16 protein-coding genes are annotated in these 14,750 nt (G+C 40.0%); 13 read left to right on the top strand and 3 right to left on the bottom strand.

The features are described 5' to 3' along the window. Positions 1-7 precede the first annotated feature (7 nt). The 4 genes from rpoE (at position 8) to FHQ08_RS04445 (ending at position 4,302) form a co-directional block, all read left to right on the top strand. Positions 8-625 (top strand): DNA-directed RNA polymerase subunit delta, encoded by a 618-nt coding sequence (gene rpoE, locus FHQ08_RS04460; protein WP_407929181.1) that lies wholly within the window; start codon positions 8-10, stop codon positions 623-625. 177 nt (positions 626-802) lie between these two features. Next, positions 803-2,410: a CTP synthase gene (locus tag FHQ08_RS04455; RefSeq protein ID WP_230913193.1), complete on the top strand. Its 1,608-nt coding sequence runs from the start codon at positions 803-805 to the stop codon at positions 2,408-2,410. 234 nt (positions 2,411-2,644) lie between these two features. Continuing rightward, positions 2,645-3,913 (top strand): UDP-N-acetylglucosamine 1-carboxyvinyltransferase, encoded by a 1,269-nt coding sequence (locus FHQ08_RS04450; protein ID WP_230913192.1) that lies wholly within the window; start codon positions 2,645-2,647, stop codon positions 3,911-3,913. A gap of 116 nt (positions 3,914-4,029) precedes the next feature. Next, positions 4,030-4,302 carry a type B 50S ribosomal protein L31 gene (locus tag FHQ08_RS04445; protein WP_230913191.1) on the top strand — a complete coding sequence of 91 codons (273 nt, stop codon included), beginning with the start codon at positions 4,030-4,032 and terminating at the stop codon, positions 4,300-4,302. A gap of 72 nt (positions 4,303-4,374) precedes the next feature. On the opposite strand, the gene FHQ08_RS04440 is transcribed toward FHQ08_RS04445, so the two are convergent. Next, positions 4,375-4,809, bottom strand: a complete 435-nt coding sequence (locus FHQ08_RS04440; RefSeq protein ID WP_230913190.1) for a hypothetical protein — start codon at positions 4,807-4,809, stop codon at positions 4,375-4,377. Between the two features lie 144 nt (positions 4,810-4,953). On the opposite strand from FHQ08_RS04440, the gene FHQ08_RS04435 reads away from it, so the two are divergent. The 8 genes from FHQ08_RS04435 (at position 4,954) to FHQ08_RS04400 (ending at position 12,254) form a co-directional block, all read left to right on the top strand. Continuing rightward, positions 4,954-5,700, top strand: coding sequence for a hypothetical protein (locus FHQ08_RS04435; RefSeq protein WP_230913189.1), 747 nt, complete (start codon positions 4,954-4,956; stop codon positions 5,698-5,700). A 14-nt stretch (positions 5,701-5,714) separates the two neighbouring features. Continuing rightward, the gene (locus FHQ08_RS04430) at positions 5,715-6,800 is read left to right on the top strand and encodes a D-alanine--D-alanine ligase family protein (protein ID WP_230913188.1); all 1,086 of its coding nucleotides are present in this window, start codon (positions 5,715-5,717) and stop codon (positions 6,798-6,800) included. Between the two features lie 29 nt (positions 6,801-6,829). Further along, complete coding sequence (locus tag FHQ08_RS04425; RefSeq protein ID WP_230913187.1) at positions 6,830-8,206, top strand: UDP-N-acetylmuramoyl-tripeptide--D-alanyl-D-alanine ligase; 1,377 nt, start codon at positions 6,830-6,832, stop codon at positions 8,204-8,206. A gap of 143 nt (positions 8,207-8,349) precedes the next feature. After that, positions 8,350-9,870 (top strand): DEAD/DEAH box helicase, encoded by a 1,521-nt coding sequence (locus FHQ08_RS04420; protein ID WP_230913186.1) that lies wholly within the window; start codon positions 8,350-8,352, stop codon positions 9,868-9,870. 133 nt (positions 9,871-10,003) lie between these two features. Continuing rightward, on the top strand, positions 10,004-10,381 hold the full coding sequence (acpS, locus tag FHQ08_RS04415) for a holo-ACP synthase (RefSeq protein ID WP_230913185.1): 378 nt from the start codon (positions 10,004-10,006) through the stop codon (positions 10,379-10,381). Positions 10,382-10,383: 2 nt separating this feature from the next. Further along, positions 10,384-11,511 (top strand): alanine racemase, encoded by a 1,128-nt coding sequence (gene alr / locus FHQ08_RS04410; RefSeq protein ID WP_230913184.1) that lies wholly within the window; start codon positions 10,384-10,386, stop codon positions 11,509-11,511. 82 nt (positions 11,512-11,593) lie between these two features. Next, the gene (locus FHQ08_RS04405) at positions 11,594-11,839 is read left to right on the top strand and encodes a hypothetical protein (protein WP_230913183.1); all 246 of its coding nucleotides are present in this window, start codon (positions 11,594-11,596) and stop codon (positions 11,837-11,839) included. Positions 11,840-11,861: 22 nt separating this feature from the next. Further along, complete coding sequence (locus FHQ08_RS04400; RefSeq protein ID WP_230913182.1) at positions 11,862-12,254, top strand: type II toxin-antitoxin system PemK/MazF family toxin; 393 nt, start codon at positions 11,862-11,864, stop codon at positions 12,252-12,254. Positions 12,255-12,507: 253 nt separating this feature from the next. On the opposite strand, the gene cbpA is transcribed toward FHQ08_RS04400, so the two are convergent. Next, complete coding sequence (gene cbpA / locus FHQ08_RS04395; RefSeq protein WP_230913181.1) at positions 12,508-13,179, bottom strand: cyclic di-AMP binding protein CbpA; 672 nt, start codon at positions 13,177-13,179, stop codon at positions 12,508-12,510. Between the two features lie 115 nt (positions 13,180-13,294). Here cbpA and FHQ08_RS04390 point away from each other — a divergent pair, with 115 nt between their 5' ends. Continuing rightward, entirely contained in the window at positions 13,295-13,960 is a 666-nt protein-coding gene (locus tag FHQ08_RS04390) for an O-methyltransferase (RefSeq protein ID WP_230913180.1), read from the top strand. Positions 13,961-14,076: 116 nt separating this feature from the next. Here the strand turns inward: FHQ08_RS04390 and FHQ08_RS04385 are convergent, their stop codons facing one another. After that, positions 14,077-14,583 (bottom strand): type 1 glutamine amidotransferase domain-containing protein, encoded by a 507-nt coding sequence (locus FHQ08_RS04385; RefSeq protein WP_230913179.1) that lies wholly within the window; start codon positions 14,581-14,583, stop codon positions 14,077-14,079. Positions 14,584-14,750 lie beyond the last annotated feature (167 nt).

The raw sequence follows: 14,750 nt of genomic DNA, 5'->3' as shown, positions 1-14,750 counted from the left end.
GTACTGGTTGGATCTAGATATTTTTAAGGGGCAAGAAAAGTCCGAACTTTCTATGATTGAAGTTGCGCACGCTATTTTAGAGCAAAAAACCGAGCCGATTGCCTTTGCCGATTTGGTAAATGCAATTCAGACTTATCTAGGTAAAAGTGATACTGAGATCAGAAGTCGGCTATCTCAATTTTATACTGACTTGAATATCGATGGTCGCTTTATTTCACTGGGTGAAAATGTCTGGGGTTTACGCGAATGGTATCCATATGACTCTGTTGACGAAGAAGTAAATCATCCTGAAGATGAAGATGGCGTGCCAAGACGGAAACGTCGTAAGAAAGTTAACGCTTTTCTTGCTGATGTGGACGATGACGACGACGTGATCGACTACAATGATGATGATCCTGAAGATGACGACTTCGACGATACGGACGATGACGACACTGATAATAGCGATGATTTAGATGCATTTGATGCTGATATTGACGATGTAGATGCGGATGCAGATGATGATTTGCCAGATGGCATTGAAGGTCAGTTATCCGAATTTGGCGACGATGATGATGATTCAGATGACGATGGTGAAAACGAAGGTTTTGGCGATGACGCACCTGAAGATGACAAGCAAAAGTAGGCTTTTCGAAGACTATAAACTTTTTGCTTGACTATGAAAATCATTTCTTGTACTATACTTTTTGGGCGCTTTACAAAAGTAAAGCCAAAACGGTTAACAAGCTCCCTGTTCTTTAGAATAGGGAGCTTGTTTTGTATTTTATAGCTTCCCCAACAAAAACAATGAAGGAGTTTTGATATGACCAAGTATATCTTTGTAACCGGTGGCGTTGTTTCTTCTCTAGGTAAAGGCATCGTTGCTGCATCTTTAGGTCGTTTATTAAAAAATCGCGGCTTGAAGGTGACCATGCAAAAATTTGATCCGTACATCAATGTTGACCCAGGTACGATGAATCCTTATCAACATGGTGAAGTTTTCGTAACGGATGATGGTGCCGAAACCGATTTAGATCTTGGACATTACGAACGATTCATTGATAACGATTTGAACAAATACTCTAATGTTACAACTGGGAAAATTTATTCGGAAGTTATTCGTAAGGAACGTGAAGGTGAATACTTGGGCGCCACAGTTCAAGTAATTCCACATATTACGGATATGATCAAAGATAAAATTATGCGCGCAGCCAATACAACGGATTCTGATGTCATCATTACTGAAGTTGGTGGCACGGTCGGTGATATTGAGTCTTTGCCTTATCTAGAAGCTTTACGGCAAATGCGTTCTGAAGTTGGCTCTGAAAATGTTTGTTACATCCACACGACATTGATTCCATATTTACACGCAGCTGGAGAAATGAAGACTAAGCCAACTCAGCATAGTGTGAAAGAATTGCGTGGCTTGGGAATTCAACCGAACATTTTAGTTTTGAGAACTGAAAAAACAGTTTCACAAGAACTTAAAAATAAAATCGCGCTCTTTTGTGACGTGGATGCTGAAGCGGTTATCGAATCAAAAGATGTTAAGACGTTGTACACTTTGCCATTAAGCTTACAAGCGCAAGGCATGGACCAAATTGTTTGTGATTATTTAGGTATCGATGCACCAAAAGCTGATATGACAGCTTGGCGTGAATTAGAACAAAAAGCACAAAACTTACATCATAAGACTAAGATTTCTTTAGTAGGTAAATATGTAGAATTACAAGACGCTTATATTTCCATTACTGAAGCCTTAAAACATGCGGGCTACGTCTATGATACGGATATTGAGTTAAATAAAATTCAAGCCGAAGATGTCAACGATGATAATGTTGCTGAATTGTTAAACGACTCTGATGGGATTCTTGTACCTGGTGGTTTCGGTAATCGTGGGCTAGAAGGTAAAATTGCGGCTATTAAATATGCTCGGGAAAATGATGTGCCATTCTTGGGTATTTGCTTAGGCATGCAAATGGCCAGCGTTGAATTTGCACGCAATGTTGCTGGATTGAAGCATGCAGGTACAACTGAAACTGATCCAGACATTGAAGATAATGTGATCGACTTAATGCCAGATCAAGAGGGCATTAAGAATATGGGCGGTACACAGCGTTTAGGGCTATACCCATGTAAGTTGAAACCGGGCAGTGTTGCAGCTAAAGCCTATGACGGTCAATCCGTCATTCAAGAGCGGCATCGTCATCGTTATGAATTTAATAATAAATATCGTGAACTACTAGCCTCAAAAGGGTTAGTGTTCTCAGGTGTATCACCTGACAATCGCTTGGTTGAGATCATTGAGATTCCTGAAAAGAAATTCTTTGTAGCCAGTCAATATCATCCAGAATTCTTGTCACGTCCAAATCGTCCAGAAGGCTTGTTTAAGTCTTTCATTGGTGCTGCTTCAGGTTTAGCAACAGATTAAGATTCGAGAATCTCAAGATAAACCAAAACGTGCGGACATTGAATGTTTTCATTCTTTGTACCGCACGTTTTTTTAAACCTTTGAAAATTTAAAGCAATCTTTCATCTTAGGTGTCTTGTAATTTATGGTTTATTTCTATATCATTACATATAGTGTCAACTACTTGAGAAACAGTTATATAGTAGTGTCATTATTGGAATTTCTATCTATTTTCTATGCAAGGAATTACGTAAAATGAAAAAAATGATAATTCATGGTGGCCATAAATTAAGTGGCGAAGTTGTGATTGGCGGGGCAAAGAACAGTACGGTTGCTTTGATTCCAGCGGCAATTCTTTCAGAGACCAAAGTTACTTTAGATGGCGTGCCACATATTAAAGATGTTTATAATTTAATGTCCATTTTAGAAGAAATGAACGTTCATACAAATTTTAATGAAGCCACTGATACTTTAGAACTTGATCCCACGGATATTAAATTTAAACCATTACCTAATGGTAAAATTAAGAGTTTACGCGCTTCATACTACTTTATGGGTGCGTTATTAGGTCGTTTTGGACACGCTATTGTTGGTTTGCCCGGCGGTGATGATATTGGACCGCGGCCAATTGACCAGCATATCAAAGGTTTTGAGGCACTGGGGGCATCAGTCAGTAATGAACATGGGGCTATGTTCATTACGGCGCCAGAAGATGGTTTAAAGGGTACACGGATCTTTTTGGATATGGTTTCCGTGGGAGCAACAATTAATCTTATTTTAGCCGCAGTGACTGCAAAGGGGCAGACAAGTATCGAAAATGCGGCTAAAGAACCTGAAATCATTGACTTGGCTACTTACTTGAACAATATGGGTGCTAAAGTCCGTGGGGCTGGGACTGATACGATTCGAATTGAAGGAGTCCCACATTTGTACGCCAAAAATCCTCACACCATCATTCCTGATCGCATCGAGGCGGGAACTTATTTAGCAATGGCCGCAATTTGCGGTGATGGTATCAATATCAAGAATATTATCAGTGAACACTTGGATTCTTATTTGGCTAAATTAGAAGAAATCGGCGTCAGCATGAAGGTCGGTGAAGATAGTATTTTCGTCTATCCTTCTGGGGAATTGCATGCTGTTCAAATCAAAACCAGCCCTTATCCGGGTTTTGCCACAGATCTACAACAGCCGATTACACCGTTGCTCTTGAAAGCAGAAGGCGATGGCATTGTGATCGATACCATCTATCCAAAGCGGGTCCGCCATATACCTGAACTGATTCGCATGGGCGCTAATATTAATATCGAAAATGACGTGATTATTTTGCATCATGTGGATCATTTACAAGGTGCAGAAGTCGCTGCAGACGAGATCAGAGCTGGCGCTTGCTTGATGCTGGCAGGTCTAATGGCTGAGGGTACGACAACGATCTCCAAAGTTGAAAATATTTTGCGGGGTTACGATCGTGTTGTTTATAAATTACAGCAGCTTGGCGCCGATGTTGAAATGGTCGATGACTAGTAATCATTTAAAACTTGTTGTGATCAGTCTAAAAACATGATAGTATATACTGATGTGCATGGTACTTATTAATCTCTATCTCAGCAAATGACTTAGGGCAAAGGAGCGAAATAATAATGAAAAAAGGCATTCATCCAGATTATCATCCAGTTGTCTTTTTAGATTCAGCAACTGGCTATAAGTTCGTATCTGGTTCAACCAGAAACTCAAGTGAAACCATTGATTATGAAGGTAAAGAATACCCATTGATCCGTGTTGAAATTTCTTCTGATTCTCATCCTTTCTACACAGGTAGACAGAAATTTACACAGGCTGATGGTCGTGTTGATCGATTCAACAAAAAATATGGTTTTGCGGATAAGAACGCTAATCCTAAAGACGCTGAATAAGCTAAAAAGGGGCTCATGGCATTATTTTATGCCAGGGGCTCCTTTTTTGTGGTACAGATTCGCATTGTTAAACTACTCGTTGATGGGATTGATTTCCAATTGACGGACGAGTGCAATCATTTCAGGTCCAGAATAAATTTGCTGCTGAAACTGATAATTTTTGATAACTTTACCGTTTTCAATCAGAATCAAAAACGTATTAGCATAACTATCTGAAATAAACAGATAAGTTTTCTCACCCGCAAAAGTGACATAACCACTGGCATCATCACCTAATTTTTGGTCCGTGGTGGGCTCACCATAAAAACTGATGGCGCGATCAGTTTGACCATCTAGCAGTAAATTTACCTGAAGCTCAAGTCTTTTTGTTGAACTGTCACCGGTAAAATTACTCGTGTCATCATAGGGATTACTATAGTAAGGGATATCTAAAGCAGTCGTGATATCATAACGAATCTTTTGACTCATTTGACCCAAAGCTTCATTGTTTAATTTTTCCAGTTTCATCGATTTAGCCTCCAATTGGCAGGAATTATATTTTAATAAATGTCATGAAAAATACTTTACTTTGTGGTTGGTTTCCAGTATTGTGATTCTGTATTGAGTGTTCAGTTAGAAGTAAATAAGATGACATAAAATCGGAGTAAAGAAATGTCTGAGAGTTATTTATACATACATTTAGAAACGGTTACAAATATGATTTTATCATATGGCATTAGTATGAACGACTTTGTTGATGCTTTCAAGCAAGTGCCCGAACATTTGCTGCTGTTGTCTGATGTAGACGAAAATGAAATGATCGATCCCCACACGGGTTTTAATGTAATTTCTGGCAGAGAAGATATTTTACGTTACTTATTAAACCCTAAAATTTCGCGGAAGAAATGGATCGATTATAAACATACGTTATATCTGGACGAGATCACGCCTTTTGAGGTATCGGAATTACTGTATTTGGGACATGCCTATACGCATTTATCTTCGCCATTTTATTATAAATTGGCGAATCAATATGTTTATTTGGAATTACCAAATGAAATGACCAAGGTTTACTATCGCCATCTAGAAGACTTTCATCGGGTCCTGTCCAACACGATTACGCGTTATTTTGAAGCGCATAATTTTCAAGCTAATTTTTTATTTAAGCGTCACGTGATTCATTACGTTAATTTAGATAATCAAACTTTAAACGCGATTCATGAATTGTTAGTTGATGGGGTCTTGTTTGATTTTACGGCTGCTTTTCGGCAAGATGATCAATTGATCGTGCCACTTTTTCAATTAAAGCATCGTTTTGTGCCGAATGATATTGCTTGGTCAATGACTTCTGCTGAAAAACTGGGTACGCTTGAGTATAATCGGGAAGTCCAACAGTGGGCAGTTAAGTTGCAGGCTTAAAGAGGAGTATATATATGAAAATCTATTTACTATATGGTGGGCGCAGTGCCGAACATGATATTTCAATATTAAGTGCTTTTTCCTTGATCCAAGGGGTGTCTTATAAGCGACATACAGTTGTTCCTGTTTATATCACGAAGCAGGGCCAATTTATTGCCGGTTCAGAATTAACCGCACCTTTAACGGATGCGCAGCAGCTTCGTTTAACAGTTGGCACCGAAGCAGTGTTTAATGCGCCGGACCAGTCTTCTTTTGGGCGCAGCATTACCCCTTATGATTTCGAACATCAGGACAGTGTTGTTTTTCCTATGTTGCATGGCACTAATGGCGAAGATGGCACGATTCAAGGTTTGTTAGACGTTTTAGATGTGCCTTATGTTGGTGATGGCGTTATGGCTTCAGCAACAGGGATGGACAAAATTATCAGTAAATTGGTTTTTCAAGAGGCTGGTATTCCCCAAGTACCATTTGAAGCTATTTTATTGCAAGATTGGCGTCAGGATGCACAACAGATTTTAGATCGTGTTCGAGGATCATTGTTATTGCCGTTATTTGTGAAGCCAGCCAATGCTGGTTCAAGTATTGGTATTTCGATGATCGATGACCTTGATAAATTACAAGACGCCATTGATTTCGCTTTTCGTTATGATGATCGTGTCATTGTGGAACAAGGTGTACCTGAAACCCGGGAGATCGAGTTAGCAATTTTAGGTAATGCTGATATTAATGTTTCCGTTCCTGGAGAAATCGGCAAAGCTCGGACGTTTTATGATTATACGGCCAAGTTTGTTGACGGCACGACCAAATTATTGATTCCAGCACCAGTTAGCGACACAATTAAAACTAAGTTACAGGCATATGCAAAAACAGCTTATATTGCGTTAGGTGCTTCAGGCCTTGCGCGGGTAGATTTCTTTCTTAGCAAAAGTGATGACATTTACTTGAATGAGGTCCAAACAATGCCTGGATTCACACAATACTCAATGTATCCATATTTGTGGCAAGAGATGGGGCTGCAATATCCTGATTTGATCGATGAATTGATCAATTTAGGCATTGAGCGCTATCAACAACGCAAACAAATGGAAGCCAATTTTTAATTGGTAGGTAGATTAAGGAGTTTTTAACGATGAAAATGACCTTAGAGGAAGTTGCTAAGGCAGTTGGCGCTGAAGCTGACTATTCACAATGGCAAAATAATATTGTAACAAGTGTGACTTTTGATTCTCGGCAGCTTCAGCCGGGTGGTCTATTTGTACCATTAGTTGCGCAGCGTGATGGTCATGATTTTATTGAGTCAGCTATTCAAAATGGTGCTGTTGGTAGTTTTTGGCAGAAAGGCCATGCGCATGCACCAGTAGATTTTCCATTGATTGAAGTTGCGGACACGCAAGCCGCCTTTGAACAGCTAGCTAAATATTATTTACATAAGGTGAACCCTCGGGTCATTGCGATTACAGGCAGTAATGGTAAAACAACGACCAAAGATATGATAGCAGCAGTTTTGGCAACGCAGAGCAATACTTGTAAAACGCGCGCTAATTATAATAATGAGATCGGTGTACCTTATACAATTTTAAGTATGGACACCAACACCGAAAATCTAGTGTTAGAGATGGGCATGGATCGGCCAGGACAACTCCATAAGATGAGCTTACTAGCAGAGCCGGATATTGCCGTGATTACGATGATTGGTGAGGCACACATTGAATTTTTTGGCACACGAGCTAAAATTGCTGATGCTAAAATGGAAATTATCGATGGTTTAAAGGCTGATGGGACTTTGGTTTTTGACGGTGATGAACCACTGCTGCGAGAACGGGTTCCTGAAGAGGTTCAGACACGTACTTTTGGCCAGCATGAGATTGATGATATTTCTGCTCAAGCTGTTGTGGCTGAGAAAAAACAAACAACTTTTGTTGCGAGTCCTTGGCCAGAGGTGCAATTCTCGGTACCATTAATGGGCGCTTATAATGTGATGAATGCTTTAGCAGCAATCGCTGTAGGTGACTTGATTCATGTACCCAGCAAACAAATGGCAGGAGCGCTGGCTGAATTCAAGTTAACTGCAGAACGGACAGAATGGGTCAAGGCTGCCAACGGTGCTGACTTACTTAGTGATGTTTATAATTCCAATCCTACGGCGGTCAAAGAAGTTCTAAAAAACTTCACAGCAATCCAAACCAACGGCCATCGAATCATCGTTTTAGGAGACATGTTAGAGTTAGGCGCCCAAAGTGCTGAATTACATGCTAGCCTTGCGGAGAGCATTCAACCCCAACAAATTCAAACCGTCTTTTTGATTGGTAAAGATATGCAGGCACTTTATCACGCCTTGCAAGATCGTTATTCTGAGCATCAGTTACACTATTATAGTTTGGCAGACAAGGCTTTATTGACCGTTGATTTAAAGGATGCGATTCAACCGGATGACATGGTGTTGTTAAAGGCAAGTCATGGGCTGCATTTGGAAGATGTTGTGGCTGAATTACAAGCAAGTAATTAAATTTGCTAATAGTGAGGGAATTTGTTATTATTATTTAGTTACGTTTTTATGAATAAAACATTAAAGTGCAAAACTACGACCTCCCATTTCAAGTGTTCGTTGTTTTGCGATGATGTTTTGGCAAAATCAAGGAGGAACACTATTTGAAATTCGAGGAATTAAATCTCGATCCTAAGTTACTAGAAGCAATTAGCTCAGCAGGATTTGAAGAAGCAACACCGATTCAAGCCAGTACGATCCCACTAGTCTTGGCTGGTAAAGATGTCATTGGTCAAGCACAGACAGGTACAGGTAAAACTGCAGCTTTTGGCTTACCTATTTTGAATGATCTTGATATGGATAGCAAAAATATTCAGGCGTTAGTTATTTCACCAACGCGTGAGTTAGCAATCCAAACCCAAGAAGAACTTTATCGTCTTGGTCAGGATAAACATGCCCGTATTCAAGTTGTTTACGGTGGCGCAGATATCCGTCGGCAAATGCGGAGTATTAAAAATAATAATCCGGAAATTATTGTCGGAACGCCAGGTCGTTTATTAGATTTAATCAATCGTAAAATCCTAAAAATTGAACATATTCGGACATTAGTGCTTGATGAAGCTGATGAAATGTTGGATATGGGCTTCATTGAAGATATTGAAAAAATCTTGACCCATGTGCCTAATGAACATCAAACTTTACTATTCTCAGCTACCATGCCAGCACCAATTATGCGCATTAGTGAGAAATTTATGCATAATCCTGAAATTGTCAAGATCGAATCTAAGGAATTAACTTCTGATTTGATCGATCAATATTATGTGCGGGCAAAAGATTTTGAAAAATTTGATGTGATGACGCGTCTATTCGATGTTCAAAATCCAGAGCTAGCTTTGGTCTTTGGCCGTACTAAGCGACGTGTTGATGAATTAGCTAAGGGCCTTCAGGCACGTGGTTATCGTGCCGAAGGAATCCATGGTGACTTAACTCAGCAAAAACGGATGAGTGTCTTACGTCAATTTAAAAAGGGCGACTTGGATGTTTTGGTCGCTACTGATGTGGCCGCACGTGGGCTAGACATCTCTGGGGTTACCCATGTATACAACTATGATATTCCTCAAGATCCTGATAGCTACGTACATCGTATTGGTAGAACGGGCCGTGCCGGTAAATCTGGGATGTCTGTTACATTTGTTACCGCAAATGAAATGGGTTACTTACGGACAATCGAAGAATTAACTAAAAAACGGATGAAACCGTTAATGCCACCAACTGACAAACAAGCATTCAAGGGTCAGCTGAAAAATGCCGTTGACGAAATCACTGAAGTATTAACTAGTGAAGACCTTGAAAAATATGAAGCTGGTGCAGAACATCTCCTTGAAGAATATACGCCAATTCAGTTAGTTTCCGCTTACTTGAAGACGGTCAGCAAGGATTCAACGAGTGTTCCTGTTAAGATTACCCCAGAACGACCTTTACCATCACGTAAATCTAGTCATCGTCGGTCTTCTTCTGCTCGTGGCCGTCATAACAATGGTGGGCGTGATAAACGCCGTTTTAATAATGGCAACAAAAATTATAGTGGTGGGCATAAGTCTAATAACCACGGTAAATCAAATAACAACAAGAGTGGCAAACGTTCTAGTCGAAACTTTACGATTCGGACTAATACAAACGCCTAGTTTAACCTTAAATTAAAAAGTGAGCTGATTTAGTCATATTGTGATGACTAAGTCAGCTCATTTTTTGAATTGGTTTTTTATTTTGTGGAGAATGTTCTATAATGAAACATAATCTGAAAACGGAGTTGGCGTAATGATTTATGGTATTGGTATTGATTTAGCTGAGATTGAACGTATCAAAATGGCTCAGGAGAAAAACAGCCAATTTGCTGCAAAAATTTTAACGGATGACGAATTGCACGTGTTTCAGTCGTTCCCAGAAGATAGTCATCGGCGTTATGAATTTTTGGCAGGGCGATTTTCTGTCAAGGAAGCTTATTCTAAGGCCTTTGGTAGTGGCATCGGTAAAGTTTCATTACATGATGTAGAGGTTTTGAATGATCCTGATACGGGACGGCCAATGATTACGCATCATCCTTATCAAGGGAGGGCATTTGTTTCGATTTCACATACGTCGACTTTGGTTATGACGGAAGTTATTTTGGAAACACCTCAGGAGGTCAATGAATAAAAATGGTAGTCGGGAATTTACGTAATGCGCAGGTTGTCATCGATCGACAAGCAATCAAGTACAACGTTCGTGAAGAAGTCAAACGTCTGAAGCAGGGCACAGAGTTGTTTGCGGTGGTTAAAGCTGATGGCTATGGTCATGGCATGGTTCCGGTTGCTCAGGCGGCACAGGCGGCCGGTGCGACTGGCTTTTGTGTGGCTATACTGGATGAAGCCTTAGGATTGCGAGAGGCCCACTTTACAGCACCAATTTTGGTCTTGGGTATTACTAGACCTGAGTTAGCAGAAATTGCTGCCAGCCAGCATATTTCGCTTACAGTAGGGTCCAAAGATTGGCTGGTTGCTGCTAAAAATGCCATGACCAAACAATCCCATATTGAGCCTCTAGCCGTGCATTTAGGCATTGATAGTGGTATGGGGCGCATTGGTTTCACACAAGTTGTCGATTTTCTTGCGGCGGTAGCTTTTATAAAACAAAATCCTGAATACTTTATCTTTGAAGGTATATTTACCCATTTTGCCACTGCTGATGAGCAGGATACGACTTATTTTCAGCAGCAAGTCAAAAAGTTCAATGCTTATGTCGCTCAGTTAGATCAACGGCCACGCTATGTGCATGTTTCCAATTCAGCGACCAGTTTATGGCATGATGCCTGTAATGGGAATATGGTACGCTTTGGTGTGGCAATTTATGGTTTGAATCCATCAGGCACTGCAATTTCTGAGCTGCCATACCCACTACAGCCAGCACTATCACTGACTTCAGAGATTGTTTTTTGTAAACAAATTCATGCCGGTGATTCTGTCAGTTACGGCGCAACATATACTGCCAAGGCAGATGAATATATTGGTACTGTACCGATGGGCTATGCTGATGGCTGGTTGCGACGGCTGCAAGGTTTTCATGTTTTAGTCGATGGACATCCGTGTGAAATTGTCGGCCGCATTTGTATGGACCAGTTTATGATTCGTTTGCCCAAGCCATATGATGTTGGGACTAAAGTAACCCTAATTGGTGAAGATCAGGGTGCTGAGATCACGCTGCAAGAAGTGGCAGCATATTCTGATACGATCCACTATGAGCTCGCTTGTATCCTGACAAATCGCTTACCACGTAAGTATATTAATTGAAATTAAATTTAGGCCTCCTCAAATGACATAATCAGTGTTATGATGTAATGGCAGAACATCAGCAAATGTGGAGGTTTTTGTCATGGAGCAAAAGAAGTTTTCCGTGCAAGTTGAAGCACAACTTAGCCAGGAAGTCGAGACATATTGCAGTGCTTATGCGGTGGATGAGCAAGAAGTCATTCACGCAGCCATCAGCGAGTTTCTATCGCAACGCCAAGAAGAGTTGCACGAATTGATTGATGGCTATCAAGCCATGGCAAGCATTAACTCTGAAATTTGTGAAGCTTTTTCTGTTTCGGAGAGTGAAGCTTACTCACATATTCAATAAATCAAGAGAGGGGGGAGAGCCGATGGATCTTGTCGTCAGGCGTGGAGATATTTTCTACGCAGATCTCTCACCAGTGGTTGGTTCGGAGCAAGGTGGCTTACGCCCTGTCTTGGTGATACAGAATAATGTTGGCAATCATTTCAGTCCTACAGTCATTGTTGCTGCCGTCACTGCCAAGATTCAAAAGCCAAAGATGCCAACACATGTCGGTATTACGGCTAAAGAAGATGGTGTTGAACGTGACTCTGTTGTGCTTTTAGAGCAAATCAGAACAATTGATAAACAGCGCCTAAAAGATAAAGTGACGCAACTATCAGGCACAAAAATGAAACTGGTCGATCATGCTTTAATCGTAAGTTGTGGATTAGAAGAAGCCTTTCAAAGGGCTGATCGATTACATAATCAGATGAAATAAAGTAAATACTTAAAAATTGAACTATTTATAACTAAACAGAGAGCGAAAACAAAATTAATATTTTGTTTTCGCTCTCTGTTTAGTTATGAACCATCCTATTTTTTAAATATGCTCCAAGGGGCAACACCCTTATCTAACAACAAATAGTTCAAATGGAAAGTACAGCATTTTCTTACAATTCTTGTTAGTACTCAGGTGCTGAGTGTCTTTTGTCACACTCTGTTAGCATATTTATTTGGTCAAACAAATCTATCTACCGAGTAAAAATATCATTATCACGGATGATTTTATCATTTTGCAGATCATCAATTTCTACAACAGGAAATCCTTTTTTCTCAAGCTTATCCACAATTGTATCCACAGTGCTCATCTCGATATTAGCCGGCAGTGTGAATAAAGTCCGCCGTACAAAATTCTCTTCTTTGGCGTCTAATGTCATACACCCAGAAATAGAAGCGTATTTAGCAATAATCTTAGACATAGTTGCTAATTCTCCTTGAGCACCAGAAGAAGTAACAGTCAATACAAAGCTACTGATATCAATATTCCAGGCCTCTGATAATGCCCCCAATAATTGATTATGTGTTAAAATGCCATAGAAGTTATTATTCTCGTCTAAGACGCTGATATATGGCAAGTCTTTGATGTCAAAGAAAACTCTAAAGAATGGGGATTGAATGTTGATGGTTTTGGTGGCATTTTTCAAAAGGTAAGTAACTGGCAGACTCATATCGCCGCCACGTGACTTATGACGATAGATGTGCATCTTGTAAATATTACCTCGGAAAAGTTTACCGGATTCGTCTAAAATTGGCACACAACGAAAGCCGGAATCTTCAAGAACTTTCAAAGCATCTTCTAATGTGACCGTTTCTTCAACAGTTGTTAATTCTTCTTTTTTACGAACTAAAGGCTTGATTAACATCGCTGTTCTCCCTACTTTCTAAACTTTGTTTCAATGAATAATTGCTTGAACAATCATAACACATTTATTAAATTTAGTCAGTGTTTTCTAATAATATACTTAAGGAGTTTATACAATGTTAAACGAAATGATGCATCGACCAATTATTGATAAGGCAGTTTTGACATTTCTACGTGAGCAACAACAACCTTTAAAGGGCCCATTGGGTAACTTTGAAAAACAAGTTCGTGAGGCTGGCGTGCCCGTGATTCCTCCAGAAACGGTTAATTTCTTCAAGGTGTTGCTAAAAATTATGCGGCCTAAGCGTATTTTGGAGGTTGGGACGGCAGTAGGGTTCTCGACAACGCTGATGGCGTTGAATACCCCGGAGACAACTAAAATCACCACAATTGATCGCTTTGATGTTATGCTTACGCAGGCAAGACAAACTTTTAAAAAATTTGCATTAGAAGAGCGGGTCCAATTACTGGCGGGAGACGCAGCTGACCTTCTACCCAAACTTACGGCAACTTATGATTGGATCTTTTTGGATAGTGCTAAAGCTAAATATATCTCATTTTTACCTGATTGCCTACGATTGCTCAATACGCATGGCGTTTTATTGATTGATGATGTCATGCAAGGGGGAACGGTGTTGAAGCCAGATTCTGAGATCAAGCACAAAAATCGCAGTATCCATCGAAACTTGAATCGTCTATTCACGCGCGTCTTTGAGGACGATACTTTAAGTAGTAGCATTTTACCCCTAGGGGATGGGTTACTAATGATCACCAAAAATTAATCTAATGAAGCAACTATAACTAAATTAACTGCAACAAGGTGAGAGCAAATAAGTATCAAATTACGTAAAAGTATCGAATTAAATGATTCAAGAAGTATGGGTGAGGGCCCTATTCATTACTTTAAAGCATCAACAATCGCATGATTAAATTGGTCAAGGTCGTCAGGGGTTCGACTTGTAACTAAGTTGTTGTCAATGACAACGGGTTGGTCCTCAACTTCAGCACCAGCATAATAAAGATCAGGACGGACAGTGACATAGGCTGTCATTTTACGCCCCTTGGTCAGACCAGTTTGAATAAATAATTGTGGGCCATGACAAATTGCAAAGGTTGGTTTGCTTGCTAGCAAGAATGCCTTAACAAAGTCGACCATTCTTTCATCGGCACGAAGCTGATCGGGGGAGAAGCCACCAGGAATCAAAAGTGCATCAAAATCGTCGGGCTTTACTTCGTCAATTGTTTTATCAATTTTGATATTGACACCGTGTTTGCCTTTGACAGTTTTGCCTGCTTCAAATTCGATTACCGTGACATCATTACCAGCTTGCTTAAGTGCCTCAACAGGGGATGTATATTCAACATCTTCGACAAAGTCAGTAACAATAACAGCAACTTTACTCATAAAAAAACCCGCCTCTTATCATAAAATTATAATACAACCATAATGTTAAATATTTTCGCAGAAAATTGCAAACCAAATTCTGAATGAGAATCGTTCTTTGAAGGATGGGTTAAATTGAGCAGCCTAATAAAAATAGAGGTCGAAAACGAATACCTTGTTTTCGACCT

Origin of the sequence: Agrilactobacillus fermenti (genome assembly GCF_021030645.1) — a bacterium.
GTDB classification, from domain to species: domain Bacteria; phylum Bacillota; class Bacilli; order Lactobacillales; family Lactobacillaceae; genus Agrilactobacillus; species Agrilactobacillus fermenti.
The sequence above is the reverse complement of the archived record's forward strand: the minus strand, read 5'-3'. Positions and strand labels throughout refer to the sequence as shown.

Coding starts and splice junctions, on each gene's coding strand:
- FHQ08_RS04440 (WP_230913190.1), bottom strand. CDS start 4,809: ATGAAACTGGAAAAATTAAACAATGAAGCTTTGGGTCAAATGAGTCAA.
- alr (WP_230913184.1), top strand. CDS start 10,384: ATGGTAGTCGGGAATTTACGTAATGCGCAGGTTGTCATCGATCGACAA.
- FHQ08_RS04400 (WP_230913182.1), top strand. CDS start 11,862: ATGGATCTTGTCGTCAGGCGTGGAGATATTTTCTACGCAGATCTCTCA.
- FHQ08_RS04445 (WP_230913191.1), top strand. CDS start 4,030: ATGAAAAAAGGCATTCATCCAGATTATCATCCAGTTGTCTTTTTAGAT.
- FHQ08_RS04435 (WP_230913189.1), top strand. CDS start 4,954: ATGTCTGAGAGTTATTTATACATACATTTAGAAACGGTTACAAATATG.
- cbpA (WP_230913181.1), bottom strand. CDS start 13,179: ATGTTAATCAAGCCTTTAGTTCGTAAAAAAGAAGAATTAACAACTGTT.
- FHQ08_RS04405 (WP_230913183.1), top strand. CDS start 11,594: ATGGAGCAAAAGAAGTTTTCCGTGCAAGTTGAAGCACAACTTAGCCAG.
- FHQ08_RS04455 (WP_230913193.1), top strand. CDS start 803: ATGACCAAGTATATCTTTGTAACCGGTGGCGTTGTTTCTTCTCTAGGT.
- FHQ08_RS04390 (WP_230913180.1), top strand. CDS start 13,295: ATGTTAAACGAAATGATGCATCGACCAATTATTGATAAGGCAGTTTTG.
- FHQ08_RS04425 (WP_230913187.1), top strand. CDS start 6,830: ATGAAAATGACCTTAGAGGAAGTTGCTAAGGCAGTTGGCGCTGAAGCT.
- FHQ08_RS04450 (WP_230913192.1), top strand. CDS start 2,645: ATGAAAAAAATGATAATTCATGGTGGCCATAAATTAAGTGGCGAAGTT.
- FHQ08_RS04430 (WP_230913188.1), top strand. CDS start 5,715: ATGAAAATCTATTTACTATATGGTGGGCGCAGTGCCGAACATGATATT.
- FHQ08_RS04385 (WP_230913179.1), bottom strand. CDS start 14,583: ATGAGTAAAGTTGCTGTTATTGTTACTGACTTTGTCGAAGATGTTGAA.
- acpS (WP_230913185.1), top strand. CDS start 10,004: ATGATTTATGGTATTGGTATTGATTTAGCTGAGATTGAACGTATCAAA.